Origin of the sequence: Myxococcus sp. AM009, assembly GCF_013372605.1 — a bacterium.
In the GTDB taxonomy this organism is placed as follows: domain Bacteria; phylum Myxococcota; class Myxococcia; order Myxococcales; family Myxococcaceae; genus Myxococcus; species Myxococcus vastator.
This window is the reverse complement of the sequence record NZ_JABXEP010000010.1, coordinates 35,345-55,822: the sequence shown is the minus strand read 5'-3', so window position 1 is coordinate 55,822 and position 20,478 is coordinate 35,345. Positions and strand designations below refer to the sequence as shown.

Sequence of the window (20,478 nt, the reverse complement as noted above, 5' to 3'; positions counted from 1 at the left end):
CGACAGCAGGACGGAGCGGTTCGCGTGGGAGTGCATGCGCGCGGGGCACCTCGTCAGCGCACGGCGCGCGCGCGGATGCCATGCCATCACCTCCGTGCCGGACTTCATGCTGAACGGACCACGCGGCCACCCCAGGGGCCCCCTCGCGGCGGGGGGCCGGAGTCACTCCCGTCGCTCGCTGTTCGGAAATGTCGGGGGTTTTGACGCCACAAAAGTCCCGACATTTCCGAACAGCTATCCACCGGGATGCGCGCCCGACCCACAGGGAGGAAGCGTGGTCGCCTGCTCGTGGCATAGGCACAGAGATCGGCGCGTCATGGGCGCAGATGAGCCTGTCGAACAGTTGGACTCGGAGCCTGGTGAGCCCCCCGAATCGTCGCCATCGCCCACCCAGGGGTGCGCCAAGAGCACGCACTGGGCCACAGCCTCCGGCTGCTCGCTTCATCCGCACGGCGCTATGAGGCGTCCACCCCACGGAGAACGCTTCTCCGTGGGGGCGATGCGCTGAGGCCTATCCGCGCCGCGAGGTCTCCGTGGACCGCCCGTGCATCGGGTTGCCGCAGTTCCAGCGCTCGCGCTCCTGCCGCTCACGCTCCAGGCGGGCGATGCGCTCCCGCTCCTGCCGCTCGCGCTCCAACCGGGCCAGGCGCTCGCGTTCCAGGCGCGCCACCTTCTCGCGTTCGAAGCGGGCCTGCCGTTCCCGTTCCAGCCGCTCGTACTCCGCACGCTGCCGCGCGGACTCCACGCTGCCGCCCCGTGCCCAGGCCTGGATGTTGTTGGGGGCCTGGATTCCGGAGGCGCCATGCACGCCCTGCGCGAGGACCGGGCTTCCGACAGACAGCGCGAGGACCACAAGCACCCGCATCAGCTTTCCGCGCATGACTGCCTCCCTTTCATGGCCGCCGTGGCCCTGTTTCGTCGTCTTGCCCCTTCTGACGGGAGGTCCCGGCGGCCATTCAGCCCCCATTATTACGCTTCATTTCGGCCGTGGGACGCGCGTCCCGGAGCGTCACTCAGGGATAGAGCGACTTGAAGTAGCTGATGGAGTTGTTCCACGAGGGCGTCAGGTGCCCCATCCTGTTCGGGAAGGCGTTGCCCGCGCAGGCCGCGGCGTCGCAGTAGTACTGGTTGTACTGGCCCACCACGACGGGCCCCGAGACGGGCGCGTCATACGAGTAGATGGGCGAGCCGCTCTGGCCCGGGCTGCCGTCGCAGCCGATCTCGATTTCCTGGTGCCAGCCGTCCGCGTCCGGGCTGTAGGCGTTGCCCGTCTTGCACAGGTTGACGTCGCCGTACAGCGTGCGCGCCGTGCAGCTCGCGGGGGCCGCCACGTGGCCGCAGCCAGGGTAGCCGCGCATGTACGTGGACCACGTCTTGAGCGTGTCCGTGGACGCGTTCCAGTGCCCCATCCAGCCCGGGTGGCCGTTCGGGAAGTTGTCCGCGAGCACCATGATGGCGACGTCGTGGCGGTTGCAACTGGCGACGCTGTTGCAGGAGCCGTTGATGTAGCCCTCCGGCACCCAGTACCAGATGGCGTCCTGGACACCCCACGGCGCAGTGGCGCCGTCGCGGCGAGCGGTGAAGGTGTTGAAGATGGGGTTCCACCCGCTGTACGCGCTGACGACGCAGTGGGCGGCGGTGACGACGACGCGGCGGCCCACGAGCGCACCCGAGCATCCAGCGCTCAGGTGGCCGATGGTCCGATAGGGCCACGAGTTCGTGGCATAGCCGTTCGTGAGGCCCATGCGGATGCGCGTGTCCACGCCGTTGCTCCACGTCTGGCCGGAGACCGCGCCGGAGGTCAGGGCCTCATCACCGTTCACCGGCTCCAGTCGCGCGGCGTCATCCAGCGTGCCGCGCGAGGCGCCGTTGAGTCCGCGCCGCGCCAGCTCCTCCGCCACGCGGCCCAGGTTGGCCGCGTCGGTGCGCAGGCGGTAGGCCTTGTTGTTCTTCACGTCGATGCCAATGAAGGAGCGCTCGGTGGACGGTCGGGCCGGTGCCTCCGCCGCGGCGCGCGTGGCTCCCGCGGCCTGGCGCGCCGAGGCTTCGCGGTGCAACGCCTCCGCGTTCACGTCCTTCAGCATGCGGACATCGCCCAGGGCCTCCAGGTGCGGGAGCTCGGCGCCCGCGGCTTCGCCCAGCCACGCCTCCGGGACGACCTGGACGGGGGGCTCCACCTGGGCGCGTGAGGCTTCACCACCACACGCGGCGGCCATGAGGCCGAGCGCACAGAACATGGACCTGCGAATGCCACGAAGCATGAGTTCCCCCTTCGCTGTTTGAGAAGACAGGTGAGTCGCCAGCGAGAACGGGCGTGGGGGATTCCTTCTCTTTGCGTGGTGGAGACGCCGCGCTAGCGTCCCAGTCCCATGGCGGACACCCGGCAGCGCGGCGCACCTTCGAGCTTTTCCCAGAACGAGGCCGCGGACATCATTCGCGAGGCCACGGCGCGCGCGCTCGCGGGCAAGGACGTGGAGCGCGCGCTCACCCGGGAGGACCTGCTCGCCATGGCCCGGGAGATGGGCGTGAGCGAAGCCGCCGTGGAGAGCGTGATTTCCGCGCGCGCGGGACGCGACAAGGCGCAGCGCCGCATGCGCAGGGCCTACATGGGCCTTGCGTCACATGCGACGAGCTACACCATCGTCATTGGCGGGCTCACCCTCATCGACCTGTTTTCGGGGCCGAGCTGGTGGGTGCAGTACCCCGCCATCGGCTGGGGCATGGGACTGGCGTTCCATGCCATGGGCACGCTGATGGCGGCCTTCAATCACGCGGACAGGCCGCGGTGAGCCTTCGGCCGCGTTAGCCGATGCGCCGCAGCCCCGGCAGGTCTTCCGGCCGCAGCGCCCAGCGAGGCACTGGTGGCAGCGACGCCAACGTGCCCGTCTGCGTCGCAGGGAAGCCCTCCACGTGCGCACCCTCCGCGAAGGCGCTGCCCTGCTTCACCAGGCTGCCCGCGCCCACGAAGCTGCCGCGTCCCAGCCGCGTCCCGTCACAGAGGATGGCGCCCGGCTCCACCACGGTGTTCGCGCCCACGTGGCTGCCATGCACCGTGCAGCCCGGACCGATGATGACGCCGTCCTCCAGCGTCAGCGCGTGGTCCGACAGCCGGTGCAGCACGGTGTTGGCCAGCACTTGCACGCCCGCGCCAATGCGCACCGGGCCATTGCCGTCCCCGAGGATTTTGACCCCGGGGCCAATGATGCAGCCCGGGCCGATGATGACGTCCCCCGTCACCTCGGCCGAGGAGAAGAGGGTAGCGGTGGGGTGCACCAGTGGGTGTTTGTCGCGAAACGTATAGAGCTGTCCCATGGGAGCGTCCTCTGCGCGATCTCTCGCGGAGAAAGCGGTGAGTGGTTGGCCCGGCAGGTCGAGGCTTCCGCCGCGCCGCTTCCGGAGCCGTTCCAAATCATCCGCGGTGGTTCGGCGGAGAATGCGACCGGGGCGGCCCACGACGACGGAGTCGTCCGGCACCACGGTGCCCGCTGGAATGAGCGTTCCTTCCCCTAGCAGGCAGCGGGTGCCGATGCGCGCACCGGGCATGAGGATGGAGCCGCCTCCTACGTCGCAGAGCGCGCCGACCTCCGCGCCCAGCACGAGGCTGCGGTGGTCGAGAAAGGTGCGCTCTCCCACCGTGACGGGGTGCTGCGGCATCCCGATGATGACACCGTTCTCCAACACGGCCGAGCCAGCGCCCAACCGCACGGCGCCGTCATGCGAGCGCACCACCGCGCCTTGCGCGATGTTGGCTCCAGGACCCAGGTGGAGAGTTCCCAGCACCCGCGCGCTGCTGGAGAGGCTGAAGTGCGCGTCCCCCCCGGCAGGCACCGCGAGCACACTTTCGTGCGGCAAGCTGATGGCCATTGATGCGGCACCCTACACCCACGCGCTCTGCGGCCCGACGGCCCGACGGCGCAGGTAGGTTGTCCAGCGTCCGACGGTCGCCGGGCCGGGCCTTGCCCTGGAGGAGGCTGCCCGCTCCCTGTTCTATGCTTGCGGCATGGTGTTGACGAAGGGGATGAGAGGGCGGAACGTCATGGCCCGTGCGCGGCGCTCCACCCGGCCCCCAGGGCCGCTGCCGGTGGTCCTGCTCCTCGTCCTGGGAGTGGCCTCGTGCAACACCGTGGAGGTGCCTGGGGATGCGGTGGCCTGTGCGGGGCTGCGGTGCACCGCGGGCGCCTGCTTCTCCAACGCGGGGCAGCCCATGTGCCGCTGCGGACCGTGGGAAGATGCCGCGGGGTTGACGTGCTCGGTCGCCGCCTTCAAGCAGCCGGATGACCATGGGGGCGCTCCCGACAGCGCGACGGTGCTGACGCTCCCCATGTCGCCCCGCGAGGGCCGCATCGAAGAGGGCCTGCGCGAGGAGCTGAAGGACCGGGACGTGTTCGCCGTCACCGTGGCGGAGCGCGGCATGTACCGCTTCTCATGCACGCGGCTGACCCTGTCGGAGTGCCGGGTGCGGTTGCTGGACGCGGCTGGGAACACGCTGGACATGCCTGTCGATGTGGAGGGCGCCACGGTCTTGTGGTTGCCCACGCTCGCCGCGGGCACCTGGTACTTCGAGGTCTCTGGCGGGCGCTCACACGGGCACTACACGTACCACCTGATGTCGCTGGGCGTGGACGACCACGGGGATACGTTGGAAGAAGCCACCCTCCTGCGGGAGGGCGCTGGCGCTCCGTTCCCGGTGAGGCTCGCCTCGTCCGCTGACGTGGATGTGTTCACCTTCCGCTCGCGGGTGGGGCATGGCTACCGCTTCATCTGCGAGCAGGCGCCCGGGCTGCTCCTTCAGGTGATGCTGCTGTCCTCTGTCGGCGCGGTCGCGGAGGTCTCGCAGGGCTCGTCAGGGGCGCCGCTCGCGGTGAGCCTGCTTGCGACGTCCGAGCGTGACTGGTTCGTGGTGCTGAGTCCGGAGGGCGTCACCCCGGTGGATTCCACCTGCCGCTTCGAGGACCTGGGCCCCGATGAGCATGGCGACACGCTGGAGACCGCCACGGCCGTGACGGCGGGCCTCCCGGTGCCAGTCACCCTCCAGTCACGTGAGGACGTGGAGGTCTTCTCCTTCACGGGGGCGCCCGGGCACGTCTACACGGTGCGGACGGAGGGGGCCGGGCGGTGGTCGGCCCAGGTGGTGGATGCGAACGGGGGGAACGTGGCCCTGGCGGACACGGACCGGCTGCGGGCCCGGGTGGAGCGCGCCGGGACGTATTACCTCCTCGTGGATGGCGGCGACCTCTGGGCGCACTCCTTCTTGCTGACGTTGGTGGACGCGGGAGTGGATGACCACGGGGACTCGCCGCAGACGGCGACGCTCATCACGCCGGGGACCCCGCTCTCGGGCCTCTTCGAGACGCCGCAAGACACGGACGCCGTCGTCTTCCAGGCCGAGGACCGTGGCATCTACCTCGCGTCCTACGCGCCCTCTCCGGACCTGTCCTTCAACCCACGGGGCGCGGTGGGCATCCTGGAGCTGGACGACGGCCGCCACCTCTTCAGCGCCTGGAACGCGGCGCCTGTCACGATGATGTTCCAGCCATTGAATGGCGCGGAGGCGTTCTCCTTGCTGCTGGAGCACGTGGCCGTCGATGACTACGGCGACCACGGCGGGACGGCCCACGCCCTGACGCTGCCGGCCTCGGTGTCGGGCGTGGCTCAGACGGCCATCGACGCGGATGTGTTCTCCGTCGGGTTGGAGGCGGGCCGCGCCTACTGGCTGGACCTGGAGGCGGGAGCGCTTCAGGTGTCGCTCATGGCCCCCGGCGGCCTGCCATTGAGTCTGCGGGCTGGACGGTTCGTCGCGGACCGCTCAGGCCTCCATGTGCTGACCTTCGCCGGTGCCTCCGGCCTGGAGCAGGTCCCCTGGCGCTTCACGCTCCAAGCGGAGTGAGCGTGCGTCAGGGCAGGCAGATTTCGAAGCCGGTCCGTCCGGCGGGGAAGGTGTCCCGAGGACGTGAGGCGGGCGTCACGGCGTAGAGGTGGAAGTCGAGCCGTCGCTGGAGGAAGCCCTTCAGCGCGGGCGCCAGCGGGTCCCCTTCGTCCTGGTACAGCGTGAAGAAGTGGAAGCCCTGGCCGTGGAAGTCCGCGTACACCCGCTCCACGAGCGCGTTGAAGATGGCCGGGTCTTCTCCGCGCACGCTGGTGTTGCAGAGATAGAAGTAGCGGAAGTCGCTGCCTGGCGCGGGCAGGCGCGGTGCGCGGAGCGCGGTGGCCAGCGTGTTCCATCCCCACCGCACCCAGCGCAGGCCTCCACGGTAGGCATGGACGCGGTAGCGCTTCACGGCCGCGGGGCTCCAGGCGGTGGTGCAGCCCACCAGCGCGCCTGTCGCGTCGAAGGCCAGGTAGGTGTCTTCGATTCGCAGCCCGGGCCAGTGGGCGAGGCGGTGCTCCAGCTCGCCCGCGTCGAAGCGGTAGCCGAAGGGACGGGCGCGGTGGTCGGCATCCAGCAACGCCGAGACGGCGGGGACGTCCGCGGGCGTGGCGCGCCGCACGGCGAAGGCGCTGCGCTGGGGACGGCGGCGGAGCAGGAACTGGATGGACACGGCGGAGAAGCGGCGGAGCAGGGCGTAGTGCGGCTGGCTCACGCGTCCTGGCCGCCGCCGCACGAGCGCCTGGAGCGCGGTGGCGTTGGAGGCCATGACGGCCGTGAGGAAGGTGTCCACCCCCAGCCGCTGGGCGCTCTCCTCGAGCATGGGCCCGTAGAAGCGCGCGAGGCCGCGGCTCCGGCGCGCGGAGAAGCGGGTGCGCAGGTCGCCCAGGTAGCCCACCCGGCACGGACGGCCCTCCCGCCAGCCGTCGCGCACGTGCACGGCGCCCATCCCGTCCAGCCGGCCGTGCTCGCCGTGGACCCAGACCTCCGTCTCTCCGCGCTGCATGGTGTAGAGGCCGAAGTAGTCGGGCGCTCGCTGCGAGGAGAGGACCAGGTCGCCCTGCATGGGCACCGCGCCGAACAGGTCGAGCAGCGCGGTGTTGTCGTCACGGGTGGCGCGTCGGAAGTCGCTCATGCGGCGGTGGCGGAGCCTACCCCGGCCGCCGCCGTTTGTGGTTAGGCTGGAGGCTCCCCGAAAGGAGTCACGCGATGAAGAAGAATGGAATTGCGATGCTGATGGCGCTGGGTGTGGGACTGGCGGCGGGTTTCGGAATGGCGTTCATGCCGTCCACGGCCGAGGCCAACGCGCCTGAGTCCGCGCAGGCCATTTGTGTGCGCAACTCGGATTGTGACTACTTCTGTGGTGAGGGCTTCGGGCACTGCATCCGGGGCATGTACTGCGCGTGCATGTAATGGCGTCCAGGGTCTGAAGACCTCGCCAGGGGGCCGGCGGCTCCCTGGCGAGGCCGGACGCCTCCGCCCTCACCGCGTGTCCACGGGCCGCCGCGTCAGCAGCGCGAGCAGGGCCTGGCCCACCACCACCAGCGCGATGAAGGCACACGCCAGCACCGCGGCGGCGGCGGGGTCCGCGTAGCTCTGGAGCTCGAACAGCAGCGTCCCGAGCACCTCGGTCCCCGCGGGCACCAGCAGGACGGACATCGTGATTTCCGTCGCGCACGCGAGGAACGCCAGGACGAAGGCCGCGGTGAGCGCCGGCCGCAGCAAGGGCAGGGGCGCATCCACGAACGCGCGCCAGGGGCCGGCGCCGCTCACCCGCGCGGCCTCGGTGAGCGAGGCGTCCAGCTGCGCGAGCGCCTCCTCGCTGTTGCGCGCGCCCAGCGCGAGGTACTTCGCCACGTAGGCGATGAGCAGCAGCCACGGCGTGTGGGCCAGCGCGAGCACGAAGGCGACGCGGTCCATCAGGATGAAGCGCACGTCCCGGGAGAAGGCGAGCAGCAGCGCCAGGGCCAGCACCGTCCCGGGCGCCGCGTAGGGCCACACCGCCAGCGCCTCCACGCCCGTGCCCAGGCGGCGCAGCCCGCGTCGCAGCACCGCCGCCGCGGGCCCCAGGCCACACACCAGGACCCCCGCGCCCGCCGCCAGCAGGACGCTGCGCCCCGTGGCCTGCAGCGTGCGCGGCTCCAGCAGCACGCCCGCCCAGTGCGCCAGCGTCAGCGTCTCCCACGTCAGCGCCGCGCCGAAGCTGCGCTGGAGCGACGTGAGGAGGATGGCCCCCAGCGGGAGCAGCACCAGCACCGAGGCCGTCAGGCTCACCGCCCCCAGGACGAGCCCGCGTGCGCGCCCCAGCGGGAAGGGGCGGGAGGACAGGCCCTTGCCCGCGCTCAGGCGGACGCGGCCGGCGCGGCCCAGCGCCCACGTCACGAGCATCGCCAGGGGCGCGAGCAGCAGCAGCGACGTCGCCAGTTGCGCGGCGCGCGCCAGGCCCTCGGCACCGCCCATCAGCACCAGCTCATAGATGCGCGTGGTGAGCACCCGCGTGGGCGGCGAGGCCGACACGCCCAGCAGGTACGGCACGCCGAAGGACGAGGCCGCCATGAGGAACACCATCACCGCGCCCGACAGCAGGGAGGGCAGCGCCAGCGGCAGCGTGGTGGTCAGCAGCGCCCGCGCTGTCGAAGCCCCGCAGACGCGCGCGGCTTCCTCCACCGCCGGGTCCACGCGCCGCAGGGCGGCCGCGCCCGCCAGCAGCACCAGCGGGAGGCCCGACACGCCCTCCACGAAGGCGATGCCCGCGGGGCCGTAGATGTCGAAGATGTCATCGCCGAGCAGCCGGTTGAGGTACCCCGCGCGAGGGCTCGCGAGCGATAGCCAGCCCATGCCCCAGATGAACGCGGGCACGGCGGAGGGCAGGGTGAACAGCACCGTGAAGGCCCCACGCATGGGCAGGTCGGTGCGTTGCAGCACCAGCGCCAGCGGTGTCCCCAGAACGAAGGCCAGCACCGCCGCGCCCGTGGCGATGCGCAGCGTGTTCCCCAGCGCCCCGCCTTCGGCGAGCAGCCAGCCCAGGCCCCCCGCCCCGGCGGGCCCCAGGCCTCGCCAGAGCAGCGCGGCCACCGGGAGCACGGAGAAGCAGAGCACCGGCACCAGCCACAGGCCGAGCCCCAGCCACTGGGACCTGGGCGCCGCCGCGCTCATCGTGAGAAGGCCTGACGGAAGCGCTCCTTCACGGCGCCGCCCCGCGCGAGCCCTCGTTCGAGCAGCTCGGGCGTCCACGGGCGCGCGCGCTCCAGCAGCTCGGAGACACCGGCCTCTCCCTTGGGGCCCGCGAGCCTGGGGTCCACCGCGTGCATGTCTCCCTGCTCCACGATGATGCGCTGGCCCTCGGGGGACAGCAGCACGTCCACCACCGCCTTCGCCGCCACGGGGTTGGGCGTCGTCGCGAAGAGGGCCGCGGGGCCGGGGATGACGACGGCGCCATCGGTGGGCCACACCACCTGGATGGGGCTGCCCCGGGCCTGGGCCGCGAGCGCGTTCTCCAGGAGCAACACGCCCGCATCCGCCTCGCCGCTCTCTACCTTCTGGAGCACCGCCGCGTTGCCTCCCGCGACGATGGCGCCGCGCTGGCGCAGCCCGGGGAAGAAGGACTCGCCATGCTTCGCGTCGCAGAACACGGCCCAGGTGAAGGCGGTGCCCGACGTCAGCGGGTCTCCAATCGCCACGCGTCCCGTCCACGGACCCTCCGCGAGCGCCGCGAAGGAGGTGGGCGGCGGGGGCCCGTCCTTCCGGTGCACCAGGACCATGGTGGACAGGCGCAGGGCCGCGTAGCGCGCGTCCAGGTCCACCAGGGCGCGGGGCACCCGGAGCACGTTGGGCGAGGCGTAGCGGAGCAGGGCGCCTTCACGGGCCAGCCGCTCGTAGAGGAACGGGTCCGACGTGGCCAGCAGGTCCGCGCGGATGGCCCCGGCGGCGCGCTCCGCCTCCAGCCGGCTGGCCACCTTCTCACTGCCCGCCTGATACCAGCGCACCCGGACGTCGGGCAGCCGCGCCTTCAGCAGCGGCTCCAGCGCGTCCAGGACGTGCCGGTACATGGACGTGTAGACCCAGACGTCTCCGGAGGGCGTGCCCTCGCGCGCCAGCGTGGGCCCGGCCGAGGGCGCGGCGGACTCGATGCGGCAGGCGGCGAGCAGGACGAGCGCGGCGGCACCCGCGGCCCGGAGCAGCGTGGGCAGGGACATGTGCCCGCGATTATGCGGCACCCGCGCGCCCTGTCACGCGGCGCGGCCGTCACGCCTTGGAAACGAGAAGCCCCTCCGCGCACCGGACGCGGAGGGGCCGCTCGACAGACTTGGGACAGACCTACTTGCAGGCCCGCGCCGGCATGGCGTCAATCCAGTCGGCGATGAGCCGTGAGCCCTGGTCGTGGCGAAGCACGCGGCCCAGCTCCGGCATCATCTTCCCCGACTCCTCGGTGTGCATGCGGTACCAGAGGATGGACACGGAATGGTCGCCGGGGACGATGTCGAACTCACCGCCCACCCCGCCGCCGGCGGAGCCCGGCCGCTTGCACACGCCCAACGTGAACTCATCCGTGTTGTCCACGTTGAGGAACAGCCGGCTGGTGGTGCCCGCTGTCCCCTTCGGGTTGTGGCAATGCGCGCAGTTGATGTCCAGGTAGGCGCGCGCGCGCCGCTCCAGCGAGCCCTCCTCCTCGTCGAACGCGTTCGGCGCGCGGGGGACCTGGTCGATGGGCGGCAGCCCCGTCAGCCGGCCCAGGTTGGCCAGGTGCTGGAGCTGGTTGAGGGGCCCGTCGCCATAATCTTGGTCCTGGTTGAGGTAGCGGGCCTTCACGCCAATGGGCAGCAGCACCTGGTTCTCCTGGGCGTCCTGGAGGTGGTGGCACTTCAGGCACTGGTTCTTGCTGGGCACCAGGTAGTCCAGCGTCCGCTCCTCGCCGTCCTCGCCAATGAAGCGCACGCCGCGGACGACGCGGCCGCCGTTGGCCAGCGTGGCCTCCGTCTGGGCCTCGTTCCAGAAGTAGGGAAAGGCCTCCCAGCCTCCGGGCCGGTGCACCAGCACGCGCGTCTCGATGACGCGCACGTTCTCTTCCGGGACGCGGAGGTCCGCGGGGAAGGCGAACGTCTTGGTGATGATGGTGCCCACCGGCAGGTCCAGCACGTCGTGCGCCGAGTACCCGGCCTGCGCGTCCGGCGGGATGAACAGCGTGCGGGACTTCACCGAGTAGTCGGAGAAGAGCGGCGTGGTCAGCGCATAGGGGATGTTCCCCTCCACCGGCTGGAGCCCACCCGACGCGGGTGTCCCGGTGAAGAGGCCGAAGCCCGACAGGGTGCTGGGCGGAAACGCGGGCCCGGCGTCTGGCGTCCCCGCGTCCTCGGGTGTCCCCGCGTCCTCGGGCGTGCCGGCGTCCTGGCCCGCGTCACCCGTGCCCGCGTCGTCGTCACCCGCGTCCGGGGTGCCGCTGTCCTCGGGCGGGTACCCGGAGTCGAACACGAGCCCGCCGCCAGCGTCCGGCGTCGGCGTCACGCCGCCCTCGTCACCGCCGCACGAGGCCAGCGCCGCGGTCACCAGCACCGCGGCGAGGCCCAGTCCTGGGATGAACGGCCTGTACATGCGTCCGTTCTTCACGGGGTCTCAGCGGATGGTCAGGGCCGGGGTGAAGCCCGAGCAGTTGTAGGGCTCGGCGCCCTGGACATAGCGGCGCGTCTCCGCCCAGGCGGCGGCCAGGTTGGGGGTGCCCGCCATGATGTGGGCGCCCACGGCCTGCAGGTCGAGGTCCACCACCGAGGCCTGCGTGCTCTCCGGCAGCGTGTTGCGCGTGAAGCAGATGTTGATGGGGTTGGCCAGGCTCTCATCGCGAGGCGCCGGGTCGATGCCGTCCCACAGCACGTGCTCCACGCCCGTCACGCCGTGGGCCGCGGCGCCGTACTGGTAGACGGCGCCCACCAGCGCGCCCAGCGGACGGCGCTCCGGGTCCGGCGTGCCGTTGTCCACCAGGCGGCCGCTGCCACCGGTGAAGGTGTTGTCGTGGATGGAGATGTCCTGGCTGGGGTAGTTGAAGAAGCCGGCCGCCCACTGGATGGGGTCGGATTCAATGGCCAGCCCGCTGAGGATGGCGATGTCCACCGTGTTGTTGTCGCCCCACGTGTTGTGCTCCAGCTCCACCCGGCGCGAGGCCAGGATGAAGGTGCCGGTGCCGGCGGGGACCTGGGACACGGTGCTGCTGCTGGCCTGCACGGAGGCGAAGTTGGGGCGGTTGTTCCCGGTGATGGTGTTGTGGGCGATGTAGACGTCCGTGCCCCGGATGGGGTTGCCCGGCAGGTCGAACACGACCAGGCCCGCGGTGTTGTCCTGGGCGATGTTGTTCGCGACGTGGGCGTACTTCGTGTTCTCGATTTCGATGCCCGCCACGTTCTTCTTCGCCACGTTCCGCCGGACGATGGTGTGCTGCGTCTGACCGACGTAGATACCCGCGTCGGCGGCGTTGTACGCCTCACAGTCCTCGACGAGGACGTACATCGACTTCACGGGGTAGATGCCGTACTTGCCGTTGCTCTCCAGGTTCTCCTCGGCCCACTCGGTGCGGACGCGCTGGATGTTCACGTTGCTGGAGGACTCGATGCGCAGGCCATCCTTCTTCGCGTTCCAGACGGCCAGGTCGCTCACCGTGAAGAGCTTGCCCACCACGTCGAAGCCGTTGGTGTTCGCCGCCGCGTTGGAGAAGTCCAGCACGGTGCTGGCCTCGCCGCCGGTGGCCTCGCCCTGGGCGCCCTTGCCCGCGCCCTTCACGGTGATGCCGTTGGCGCGCAGGGTGATGGCGTTGTCGAACTGGAAGGTGCCCGCGCCCAGCGCGATGGTGGTGCACTCGTCCAGCGCGTTCACCGCGTCCTGGAGCTCCTGCTCCTGGCCCGGGTTGAACGTCAGCGTGGTCTGCTCCTTGCCCTCGCAGGAGAAGTCCTGCGGCCACGCCATGGAGCCACCGTCACCGCCGGTGCCACCGTCGTCCGGGATGCCCGCGTCACTGCCCGCGTCCCCCGTGCCCGCGTCCCCGGGCGCGCCAGAGTCCGGCTGGCCCGCGTCCGGACGGTCATCGTCGTCATCCGAACAGGCGGGGAGGGCAAGCAGACCCACGAGGGCCAGGAGCACGGCACGGGGCGCGCGCGACAGCGGCAGAGGATGCATCAGGTATCTCCTGTGGAAGTGCTGCGCTTGCTGGCGCCCGAGCATGGGGCTTCAGGGCGCAGCCAGCACCGTGCGAATCCTCCCTGTGAAGATGAACAACCTCAAGGGTGAGACACCAAAAACAGCCGGGCCTCCCGTGACGCGATGCGTTCTGCAACACGGTTGATAAATTGCTCCCATTCTTCATGAGAGGTCGACGCGGTGCTGCCTTACTTCCCCTTCGAGCAGGATGTCTTTTCAATGTCGCTGGGCGTGCGTGCGCTGAGGCCCGAAGAGACACTCATCGAAGTAGACGCGCCGCGCTATGCGGACGAAGTGGCGTTGAAGGCGGCGCTGCTGACGGCGGGGCACGCCGAGCGCTTCCAGGGAGGGCCCGGGACGGAGGAGCTCCAATGGGAGACGCTGACGGTGCTGCTGCCTGCCATGGCGCGTCAAGCGCCGGAGCACTTCTCACTGGAGGTGGAGGGCACGCGCTGGTGCTGGCACAACCACCTGCTGGGCACGCGGACGCACTTCACGCCGGGGGACGCGGCGAGCCTGCCGCTGGCGCCGCTGGACTGGTTTGGCCGGCAGGTGCAGGAGGACCTGCTGCTGCTGGACGGCACGCGTGAGGGGTTCCCGCTGGTGGCGGGGCAGCTCTGCTTCCCCTCCGGGTGGTGCCTGGGGGACAAAATGGGCCGACCGCTGCTGGCCGTCCACGCGCCGGTGCCCCAGTTCAACGCGAAGCTGGGGCCCTCCACGCTGAAGCTGATGGAGGGCCTGAAGCCCGGGCGCCCCGTCACGCGCTGCAACTGGGCCATCAGCGTCACGGAGCGGTTGGATTTGGAGCCGCGCACGCTGCCGGAGTGGCGGCACCTGTTCGACGGCATCACCCCGGACAACGCGGGCGAGCGCTGCTTCCTCCGCCTGGAGCGCCAGACGCTCACCCGGCTGCCCCGCACGCGCGCCATCCTCTTCACCATCCACACCTACGTGGCCCCGGTGGCCTCGGAAGTGGAGGCCCCCGGCCGGCGGCAGCGCCTGGCCCGCGTGCTGCGCTCCGTGCCCGCCGACACCGCGACCTACAAGCGCCTCACGCCCGTGCTGGCGCCCCTGCTGGGCTACCTGGAGGCGGGCCCTGTCTGAGGTCGGGTGGAGTGGGTAATGAAAAGACCCACCTTCTGGCGGAGACACGCGGTCGCCCTGGGGGCGGGCGGGGTGTCGCCCAGGAACGGGGACGCTCCTGGTGTGCTGTCGAACCGGAAGTCAGGCCATTTCTGTAGTAAGTCGCCCCCCAGAACTGACTGCGGCGATGTCTTACTGCCGCTCCAAAAGGCAAGGAAGGGCAACGACATGCGGAAGACGTGGCTGGTCGCGGGAATGCTGGTGCTGGCGGGCTGCCAGCAGCAGGGCAAGACGGATTCGACGCCGGCGGCGACGGCGACGGCGCCCGGCGCGAGCGCGAATCCCCAGACGGAGGACCAGAAGACGCTGTACGCGCTCGGCCTGTCCATTGGCCGCAGCGTCAGCGTGTTCGACATGACTCCCGAGGAGCTGGAGTACGTCAAGGCGGGCATCACCGCGCAGGTGAAGGGCGACAAGCCCGCGGTGGACCTGGAGACGTACGGCCCGAAGCTGCAGGAGCTGGCGCGCGCGCGCAGCACCCGCAAGGCGGAGGCTGAGAAGGAGAAGGCGAAGGCGTTCCTGGAGACGGCCGCGAAGGAAGAGGGCGCCCAGAAGACGGAGTCCGGCCTCATCTACAAGGAGCTGACCGCCGGTACGGGCGCGGCGCCCCAGGCGTCGGACATCGTGAAGGTGCACTACCGCGGCACGCTGCCGGACGGCACCGAGTTCGACAGCTCGCACAAGCGTGGCGAGCCCACGCAGTTCCCGCTCCAGGGTGTCATCAAGTGCTGGACCGAGGGTGTGCAGAAGATGAAGGTGGGCGGCAAGGCCAAGCTCGTGTGCCCGTCCGACATCGCCTACGGTGACCGCGGCGCGCCGCCGAACATCCCGGGCGGGGCCGCCCTGGTGTTCGAGGTGGAGTTGCTGGAGATCGTCAAGCCGCCGGAGATGCCGGCCATGGGCGGCACGCCGCCGGCGGGCAAGCCCTCCGCGGTCGAGAAGAAGTAGTCACCGCCTTCACGCGGGACGCTTGAGGGGGGCTGGCGGGGGATGCTTCCCTCCCAGCCCTCTTCGCGTTCGCGGGCACCGGAGGTGGCGCGGGGCGCTGCCTCGGAGTAGTCCACCAGCCGCCAGCGTCTCCGCCGCGGGGACGGGCCAACCCACGGAGGTCGACACATCATGCGCCAGGGCCTGCTGTTGATGATGGGAGCGCTGCTGCTGAGCGCCTGCGTCCAGGGCCGTGCCCGGGAGGTGCGCCGCGAGCCGGCCGCCACGGGCGCCGTCTCCGAGTCGGAGTTCAAGGCGCTGCACACGCTGCGCGAGGACGCGCCGCCGGTGCTGGAGGGCCAGGAGGTGGAGGTGGCCGGCACGAAGGCCTACCTGAGCCTGCCCGCGGGCGCCCAGGGGCCGCTGCCCGCCGTCATCGTCATCCATGAGTGGTGGGGGCTCAATGACCACATCCGCCACTGGACGGACCGGCTGGCCGCGGAGGGCTACGCCGCGCTGGCGGTGGACCTGTATGGCGGCAAGGTGGCCACCACGCGGGAGGAGGCGCTGGCGCTGCTGAAGGCCGTGGACCCGGCGCGCGCGCAAGAGACGCTGACGGCCGCGCACACCTTCCTCCAGCAGGACGCGCGGGTGCGGGCGCCGCGCACGGGCACCATCGGCTGGTGCTTCGGGGGCGGCTGGTCCCTGCGCGCGGCCATGGCCCTGCCGGAGCTGGACGCGGCGGTCCTCTACTACGGCAACCCGGTGACGGACGCGCGGGAGCTCGCCGCCATCCGCGCGCCGGTGCTGGGCATCTTCGGCACGAAGGACCCGTCCATCCCCCTGGAGACGGTGCAGGCCTTCCGGCAGGCCTTGGATGAGGCGGGCGTGCGGCACTACATCCTGGAGTTCGAGGCGGAGCACGCCTTCGCCAACCCGTCGGGTGAGCGCTACGACGCGCAGGCCGCCGCGGGCGCCTGGCAGCAGGTGGCGGCCTTCCTGGACCAGCACCTGCGTCAGTAGGGGCGCTGGCCCACGTAGTTGCCCGGCGGCGCGTAGTTGCACACCCAGAGCGTCCAGTTGGGGAACCGGTCCCCGAAGGGCGAGTTCGTCGTGCACTCCTGGACGGCGCAGCCCAGGGCCCGCGTGCCGCGCCACACCACCTGGGTGTAGTGGCCACAGACCTTGCCGCTCGCGCAGGTGTTGGTGGTGTGGTCGTAGTGGGCGGCCTCGTCCACCCAGCCCTGCACCACGCCCTGCGCGCCCATGGCGCTGGACGAGGCGGCGGTGAGGTTCTCCCCCAGGTTGCCCCGGCTCGAGTTGTGCTCGAACCTGCACCGCGCGGCGTAGGCCTTCGCCGTGCGCGTCGCCTGCTCGTCCCACGTCAGGTCCTCCAGCGCAGGGGAGGCCTCGGGCGACACGTCCCTCCGCGCGGCGTTGTGCGCGGCCAGCATGTCGCGGTCGAACTGCGTCATGACCAGCGGCTCGGTGTCGCCGTCACCGTCTCCCTCGCCGGGGGCGTCGGAGCCACAGCCGGTGAGGAGCAGGGGGAGGAGCAGGCCGAGCGGCCGGAGGAAGCGGGGCGTGGAGCGGAGCATGGGGTGGATTATCCGCCGTCAGGCGGAGGTCCGTCACCTCCCGCCGCGTGAGTGTCCGGCACCCGGGACGCACCGGCCCCGTGGGGCGCGGGAGGTCAGTAGGGCCGCTGACCCACCCAGTTGCCCGGCGGCGCGTAGTTGCACACCCAGAGCTGCCAGGTGGGGAACCGCGCGCCGAACGGTGAGTGCTTGTTGCACAGCACCGTGGCGCACCCCACGGCCGCCGTCTTGCGCCACACCACCTGCGTGTAGTGCCCGCACACCTTGCCCTTCTGGCAGGTGTTGCGCCGGTAGTCGTAGTCCGCGGCTTCGTCCGCCCAGCTCTTCACCACCTGGGACGTGGTCCACGCGCCGGGCGTGGCGGCGGCGAGGTTCTCTCCGAAGTCGCCCCGGTCCGGGTTGTGCTCGAACTTGCAGGCCTTCGCCCAGGACGCGGCCTTGCGCTCGGCCTGGGTGGACCAGGCCAGCGGCGGCAGCGCGGGCTTGGGGGCGGGCTGGGCGCGGGAGCGCGCCAGGTTGTGCGCGGCCACCATGTCCCGGGAGAAGTCCTTCGCCGCGGGGAGGGCCGAGGTGGGCTGCCTGGAGGCCACGGCCTGCCGGGAGGTGGCGTGCTGTCTGCGCCCCTGCTGGGTGCCCCCCCCCGCGCAGCCGAGCAGCGGCAGCAGGAGCAGGGCGGACCAGCGGGAGGCGCGGGAGGAGGAAGGCATGAGGGGGATGATGCGCCAGGAAGCCCACTCATGCATGTGAAGCGTGCGCGGCGGGCACGGCGCGCGGTGGGCCGCCCGCTCGCATGCTCCGCCGCGCACGACACCGCGGGGACTAGACGAGGCCCGGCAGCGGGCCCGTCCCGTCGTCACCGAAGGTGGTGACGTTGGGCACGCCCATGGCCTGCATCAGGTAGATGTACAGGTTGGCCAGCGGGTCCTTCTGGTAGCGGAGGTGCCGGCCCGGCGTGAGCGCGCCGCCACCCTTGCCCGCCAGGATGATGGGCAGGTCGACGTGGTTGTGAGAGTCCCCGTCGCCGACTTCGCTGGAGAAGTAGACAATCGAGTTGTCGAGCAGCGACATGCCGTTGACCTCGATGACCGACTTCATGCGCTCCAGCAGGTACTGGAGGAGCGTCACCTCCCACTTGTCGATGGTGGCGAGCGCGTCGTAGTTGGACTGCACCTTCTGGTGGTGCGAGTACGTGTGGTGTGCGCCGCTGAGCCCCAGGAAGGGGTAGACCTTGTTGGCGCGCGCGTTGGCCAGCATGAAGGTGGCCACGCGGGTGAGGTCGCACTGGAAGGCGAGGACGATGAGGTCCATCATCGCCCGGGTCTTCGCCGTCGGGTCCTCGGACACGATGGGGGCTGCTCCCGTAGCGCAGGTCATGGATGGGACGGACACGTCCTCCACCTGCTTCTCCAGCTCCCGTACGCTGGTGAAGTACTCATCCAGCTTCCGCAGGTCCGCGGTGCCCAGCTGGCCCTGCAGCGCGGTGGCGTCATCGCGCACGACGTCGATGATGCTCTTGCCGTACGCGCGCCGCTTCTCGATTTGCGCCTGGGTCTCCCCGGGGATTCCGCCCGCGAAGAGCCGGTTGAACGCGGCCTGCGCGTTGGTCTCCTTCGCCACCGGCGTGCGTGGCCCCGACCACGCGATGTTGTTGGCATACGGGCACGCGTAGCCGGAGTCGCAGTTGCCGATGCCGCGGCCCGCGTCGATGCCCAGCTCCATGGACCCGTAGCGAGTGGCCCGCGTCGCCGTCAGGTGGTTGGCGATGACCTGGTCCATGGAGATGCCCACGCGGATGTTGGTGCCCTCCGTCTTGAACACCTTGGCGCAGGTCAGGAACGCGCCGGTCGCGGCGGCATGGTGGCCGTCGCCATCCGGGAAGGCGGGCATGTTCGCCAGGCCGGAGACGACCAGCAGGTCGTTCTTCACCGCCGCCAGGGGCTCCAGCGTGGGCGTCAGCTCCCACGCGGGGCCCTCCGTGCTGGGCGTCCACTTCTGCATGTGGATGCCGTTGGGCGTGTAGAAGACGGCCAGCCTGCGGGGCACGGTGCCCGGCGCGCCGTGTGCGTTGCGGGGAAGCATCTGCTCCAGCAGGGGCAGCGCCATCAGCGCCCCCGTCCCCCGCAGGACGGTCCGTCGCGAGAGTCTGAATTTCTTGCTCATGGCGTCTGCTCCTCCTCCGCGCCACGCTGCGTGAAGTGGCTGCTCGAGACGATGCTGAGGATGTAGTCGACGAGCCGCCCACCGCGGGCCTCGGCCTTGTCGGCGACAGCCTTCACCGCGCAGTGGTCGGCCTCGTTCAGGCCACGGCCCGTGGCATAGGTGAGCATGTGCTCGGTGATGCACTGGGTCAGCTTGGGGTCCTCCTTCAGGTAGCGCTGCATGTCGCGCACGCCGTTGAGGATGGCGCCGTCGGGCATGTCACCCGTGGCGTCCACGGGCGCGCCGCTCACCTCCTGGAGGCGCCAGCGGCCAATGGGGTCGAAGTTCTCCATCGACAGCCCCAGCGGGTCCATCAGCCGGTGGCAGCCCTGGCACGCCGGCGCGCTGCGGTGCAGCGCCATGCGCTCCTTCATCGTCATGTCCGGAGTGATGGGCGGCGGCAGGTTCTCCACGTCCGGCGGCGGCGGCGGCGGCGCCGAGCACAGCAGTTGCTCCAACACCCAGACGCCGCGCTGCACCGGTGAGGTGCGGTCCGGGTTGGACGTGACGGTGAGCAGCGAGCCCTTGCCGAAGATGCCGCTGCGCTCCGGGTGGCCCGTGAGCTCCACGCGCTGGTGCGTGGGGCTGCCGGGCAATGGCAGGCCGTAGTGGGCGGCCAATGGGTCGTTCACGTAGGTGAACGGCGCGTCGATGAGGTCCTTCAGCTTGTGGTCGCCGGAGATGAACTCCGCGAAGAAGAGCTCCGTCTCCGTGCGCATGGCGGCGCGCAGCTCCTCGTTGAACGCGCCATAGAGCGTGCCGTCCGGCGTGGCGGTGCCCAGCGCGCGGGTGAAGAGCCACTGGCCAGCGAAGTTCTCCACCAGCGCGCGTGCCTTCGGGTCCGCGAGCATGCGCCGCACCTGGGCCTCCAGCTCCGCGGGGTCGCTCAGTTGCCCCGCCTCGGCGGCGGCGAACAGCGCGTCGTCCGGCATGCTGCTCCACAGGAAGTAGGAGAGCCTGCTGGCCAGCTCGAAGTTGTCGAGCGTGTACGGCTCGGTGCTTCCCGGCGGCGCGTCCTTCTCCACCCGGAAGAGGAAGTGCGGTGAGACGAGCACCGAGCGCAGGGCCAGCTTCACGCCCACCTCGGGCGGGTCCGCGTGCTGGCTCGCCAGGCTGACGAAGGTCATCAGCTTGTCGACCTCTGCCTGCTGCACCGGCCGGCGCCAGGCGCGGCGGGCGAAGTTGGAGAGGATTTCGTGCGCGCACGGCGCCGGGTTGAGCGGGTCCAGCGCGCAGGAGTTGAAGACGCCGCGCGTCCAGGCGTCTTCCACCAGCCGCTCCGCCGCGGCGGAGTACTTCTCCATCAACAGTGGGGACAGCGAGAGCACATCGGCGATGTTGTCGAAGCCGTAGCCGTGGTCATCGATGGGGAAGTCCTTGGCCGGCTGGGTGGTGTCCCCCAGCAGGTCTCTCACGGTGGCGTTGTATTCCGCGCGGTTGAGGCGGTGGAGCGTGACGCGTCCCGGATTCTGGGGCGCGCTCTCGCACTCGCCTTCCACCGGGGGCTGCCCCGGTGGAACCGGCTCCCCTGGCACCTCCTCGTCGGGTTTGACCCGTGCCATCGGG

The 20,478-nt window shown here is 70.8% G+C and carries 18 protein-coding genes; 6 read left to right on the top strand and 12 right to left on the bottom strand.

Annotated elements, in window-relative coordinates:
* Positions 1–511: 511 nt before the first annotated feature.
* Together HV824_RS04540 and HV824_RS04535 are read right to left on the bottom strand one after the other, a co-directional pair.
* Complete coding sequence (locus HV824_RS04540) at positions 512–880, bottom strand: ATP-dependent DNA helicase (RefSeq protein WP_176422742.1); 369 nt, start codon at positions 878–880, stop codon at positions 512–514.
* A 133-nt stretch (positions 881–1,013) separates the two neighbouring features.
* On the bottom strand, positions 1,014–2,261 hold the full coding sequence (locus HV824_RS04535) for a serine protease (RefSeq protein WP_176422741.1): 1,248 nt from the start codon (positions 2,259–2,261) through the stop codon (positions 1,014–1,016).
* Positions 2,262–2,369: 108 nt separating this feature from the next.
* Between HV824_RS04535 and HV824_RS04530 the strand changes: the two genes are divergently transcribed.
* Positions 2,370–2,789: a 2TM domain-containing protein gene (locus tag HV824_RS04530; protein ID WP_176419067.1), complete on the top strand. Its 420-nt coding sequence runs from the start codon at positions 2,370–2,372 to the stop codon at positions 2,787–2,789.
* A 13-nt stretch (positions 2,790–2,802) separates the two neighbouring features.
* Here the strand turns inward: HV824_RS04530 and HV824_RS04525 are convergent, their stop codons facing one another.
* Positions 2,803–3,864, bottom strand: coding sequence for a gamma carbonic anhydrase family protein (locus HV824_RS04525; RefSeq protein WP_176419068.1), 1,062 nt, complete (start codon positions 3,862–3,864; stop codon positions 2,803–2,805).
* Positions 3,865–4,036: 172 nt separating this feature from the next.
* Between HV824_RS04525 and HV824_RS04520 the strand changes: the two genes are divergently transcribed.
* Complete coding sequence (locus HV824_RS04520; protein WP_255207764.1) at positions 4,037–5,887, top strand: hypothetical protein; 1,851 nt, start codon at positions 4,037–4,039, stop codon at positions 5,885–5,887.
* Positions 5,888–5,894: 7 nt separating this feature from the next.
* Here the strand turns inward: HV824_RS04520 and HV824_RS04515 are convergent, their stop codons facing one another.
* Positions 5,895–7,001: a hypothetical protein gene (locus HV824_RS04515; RefSeq protein ID WP_176422739.1), complete on the bottom strand. Its 1,107-nt coding sequence runs from the start codon at positions 6,999–7,001 to the stop codon at positions 5,895–5,897.
* 74 nt (positions 7,002–7,075) lie between these two features.
* Here HV824_RS04515 and HV824_RS04510 point away from each other — a divergent pair, with 74 nt between their 5' ends.
* Positions 7,076–7,279 carry a hypothetical protein gene (locus HV824_RS04510; RefSeq protein WP_176419071.1) on the top strand — a complete coding sequence of 68 codons (204 nt, stop codon included), beginning with the start codon at positions 7,076–7,078 and terminating at the stop codon, positions 7,277–7,279.
* 69 nt (positions 7,280–7,348) lie between these two features.
* Here HV824_RS04510 and HV824_RS04505 read toward each other — a convergent pair whose 3' ends face one another.
* The 4 genes from HV824_RS04505 to HV824_RS04490 form a co-directional block, all read right to left on the bottom strand.
* Positions 7,349–9,022 carry an iron ABC transporter permease gene (locus HV824_RS04505; protein ID WP_176422738.1) on the bottom strand — a complete coding sequence of 558 codons (1,674 nt, stop codon included), beginning with the start codon at positions 9,020–9,022 and terminating at the stop codon, positions 7,349–7,351.
* Positions 9,019–10,062 (bottom strand): ABC transporter substrate-binding protein, encoded by a 1,044-nt coding sequence (locus tag HV824_RS04500; protein WP_176422737.1) that lies wholly within the window; start codon positions 10,060–10,062, stop codon positions 9,019–9,021. The genes HV824_RS04505 and HV824_RS04500 overlap by 4 nt, the downstream gene beginning before the upstream one ends.
* Positions 10,063–10,183: 121 nt before the next feature.
* Positions 10,184–11,455 (bottom strand): SO2930 family diheme c-type cytochrome, encoded by a 1,272-nt coding sequence (locus HV824_RS04495; protein WP_217917087.1) that lies wholly within the window; start codon positions 11,453–11,455, stop codon positions 10,184–10,186.
* A 21-nt stretch (positions 11,456–11,476) separates the two neighbouring features.
* Positions 11,477–13,024 carry a parallel beta-helix domain-containing protein gene (locus HV824_RS04490; RefSeq protein ID WP_255207763.1) on the bottom strand — a complete coding sequence of 516 codons (1,548 nt, stop codon included), beginning with the start codon at positions 13,022–13,024 and terminating at the stop codon, positions 11,477–11,479.
* Between the two features lie 201 nt (positions 13,025–13,225).
* Between HV824_RS04490 and HV824_RS04485 the strand changes: the two genes are divergently transcribed.
* From HV824_RS04485 to HV824_RS04475, 3 genes are all read left to right on the top strand, one after another.
* On the top strand, positions 13,226–14,149 hold the full coding sequence (locus HV824_RS04485) for a DUF3445 domain-containing protein (protein WP_176422734.1): 924 nt from the start codon (positions 13,226–13,228) through the stop codon (positions 14,147–14,149).
* A 207-nt stretch (positions 14,150–14,356) separates the two neighbouring features.
* Entirely contained in the window at positions 14,357–15,136 is a 780-nt protein-coding gene (locus HV824_RS04480) for an FKBP-type peptidyl-prolyl cis-trans isomerase (RefSeq protein ID WP_176419076.1), read from the top strand.
* 171 nt (positions 15,137–15,307) lie between these two features.
* Entirely contained in the window at positions 15,308–16,138 is an 831-nt protein-coding gene (locus HV824_RS04475; protein ID WP_176419077.1) for a dienelactone hydrolase family protein, read from the top strand.
* Here the strand turns inward: HV824_RS04475 and HV824_RS04470 are convergent.
* From HV824_RS04470 to HV824_RS04455, 4 genes are all read right to left on the bottom strand, one after another.
* Complete coding sequence (locus tag HV824_RS04470) at positions 16,132–16,713, bottom strand: CAP domain-containing protein (RefSeq protein ID WP_176422733.1); 582 nt, start codon at positions 16,711–16,713, stop codon at positions 16,132–16,134. The genes HV824_RS04475 and HV824_RS04470 overlap by 7 nt on opposite strands.
* A gap of 95 nt (positions 16,714–16,808) precedes the next feature.
* On the bottom strand, positions 16,809–17,456 hold the full coding sequence (locus HV824_RS04465) for a CAP domain-containing protein (protein WP_176422732.1): 648 nt from the start codon (positions 17,454–17,456) through the stop codon (positions 16,809–16,811).
* A 76-nt stretch (positions 17,457–17,532) separates the two neighbouring features.
* Positions 17,533–18,873, bottom strand: a complete 1,341-nt coding sequence (locus HV824_RS04460) for a DUF1552 domain-containing protein (RefSeq protein WP_176420061.1) — start codon at positions 18,871–18,873, stop codon at positions 17,533–17,535.
* Complete coding sequence (locus HV824_RS04455) at positions 18,870–20,474, bottom strand: DUF1592 domain-containing protein (RefSeq protein WP_255207762.1); 1,605 nt, start codon at positions 20,472–20,474, stop codon at positions 18,870–18,872. Before HV824_RS04455 ends, HV824_RS04460 begins: the two co-directional genes overlap by 4 nt.
* Positions 20,475–20,478: the final 4 nt, after the last annotated feature.

Coding starts and splice junctions, on each gene's coding strand:
- HV824_RS04510 (WP_176419071.1), top strand. CDS start 7,076: ATGAAGAAGAATGGAATTGCGATGCTGATGGCGCTGGGTGTGGGACTG.
- HV824_RS04535 (WP_176422741.1), bottom strand. CDS start 2,261: ATGCTTCGTGGCATTCGCAGGTCCATGTTCTGTGCGCTCGGCCTCATG.
- HV824_RS04520 (WP_255207764.1), top strand. CDS start 4,037: ATGGCCCGTGCGCGGCGCTCCACCCGGCCCCCAGGGCCGCTGCCGGTG.
- HV824_RS04515 (WP_176422739.1), bottom strand. CDS start 7,001: ATGAGCGACTTCCGACGCGCCACCCGTGACGACAACACCGCGCTGCTC.
- HV824_RS04540 (WP_176422742.1), bottom strand. CDS start 880: ATGCGCGGAAAGCTGATGCGGGTGCTTGTGGTCCTCGCGCTGTCTGTC.
- HV824_RS04460 (WP_176420061.1), bottom strand. CDS start 18,873: ATGAGCAAGAAATTCAGACTCTCGCGACGGACCGTCCTGCGGGGGACG.
- HV824_RS04455 (WP_255207762.1), bottom strand. CDS start 20,474: ATGGCACGGGTCAAACCCGACGAGGAGGTGCCAGGGGAGCCGGTTCCA.
- HV824_RS04490 (WP_255207763.1), bottom strand. CDS start 13,024: ATGCATCCTCTGCCGCTGTCGCGCGCGCCCCGTGCCGTGCTCCTGGCC.
- HV824_RS04465 (WP_176422732.1), bottom strand. CDS start 17,456: ATGCATGAGTGGGCTTCCTGGCGCATCATCCCCCTCATGCCTTCCTCC.
- HV824_RS04525 (WP_176419068.1), bottom strand. CDS start 3,864: ATGGCCATCAGCTTGCCGCACGAAAGTGTGCTCGCGGTGCCTGCCGGG.
- HV824_RS04480 (WP_176419076.1), top strand. CDS start 14,357: ATGCGGAAGACGTGGCTGGTCGCGGGAATGCTGGTGCTGGCGGGCTGC.
- HV824_RS04475 (WP_176419077.1), top strand. CDS start 15,308: ATGCGCCAGGGCCTGCTGTTGATGATGGGAGCGCTGCTGCTGAGCGCC.
- HV824_RS04500 (WP_176422737.1), bottom strand. CDS start 10,062: ATGTCCCTGCCCACGCTGCTCCGGGCCGCGGGTGCCGCCGCGCTCGTC.
- HV824_RS04495 (WP_217917087.1), bottom strand. CDS start 11,455: ATGTACAGGCCGTTCATCCCAGGACTGGGCCTCGCCGCGGTGCTGGTG.
- HV824_RS04505 (WP_176422738.1), bottom strand. CDS start 9,022: ATGAGCGCGGCGGCGCCCAGGTCCCAGTGGCTGGGGCTCGGCCTGTGG.
- HV824_RS04470 (WP_176422733.1), bottom strand. CDS start 16,713: ATGCTCCGCTCCACGCCCCGCTTCCTCCGGCCGCTCGGCCTGCTCCTC.
- HV824_RS04530 (WP_176419067.1), top strand. CDS start 2,370: ATGGCGGACACCCGGCAGCGCGGCGCACCTTCGAGCTTTTCCCAGAAC.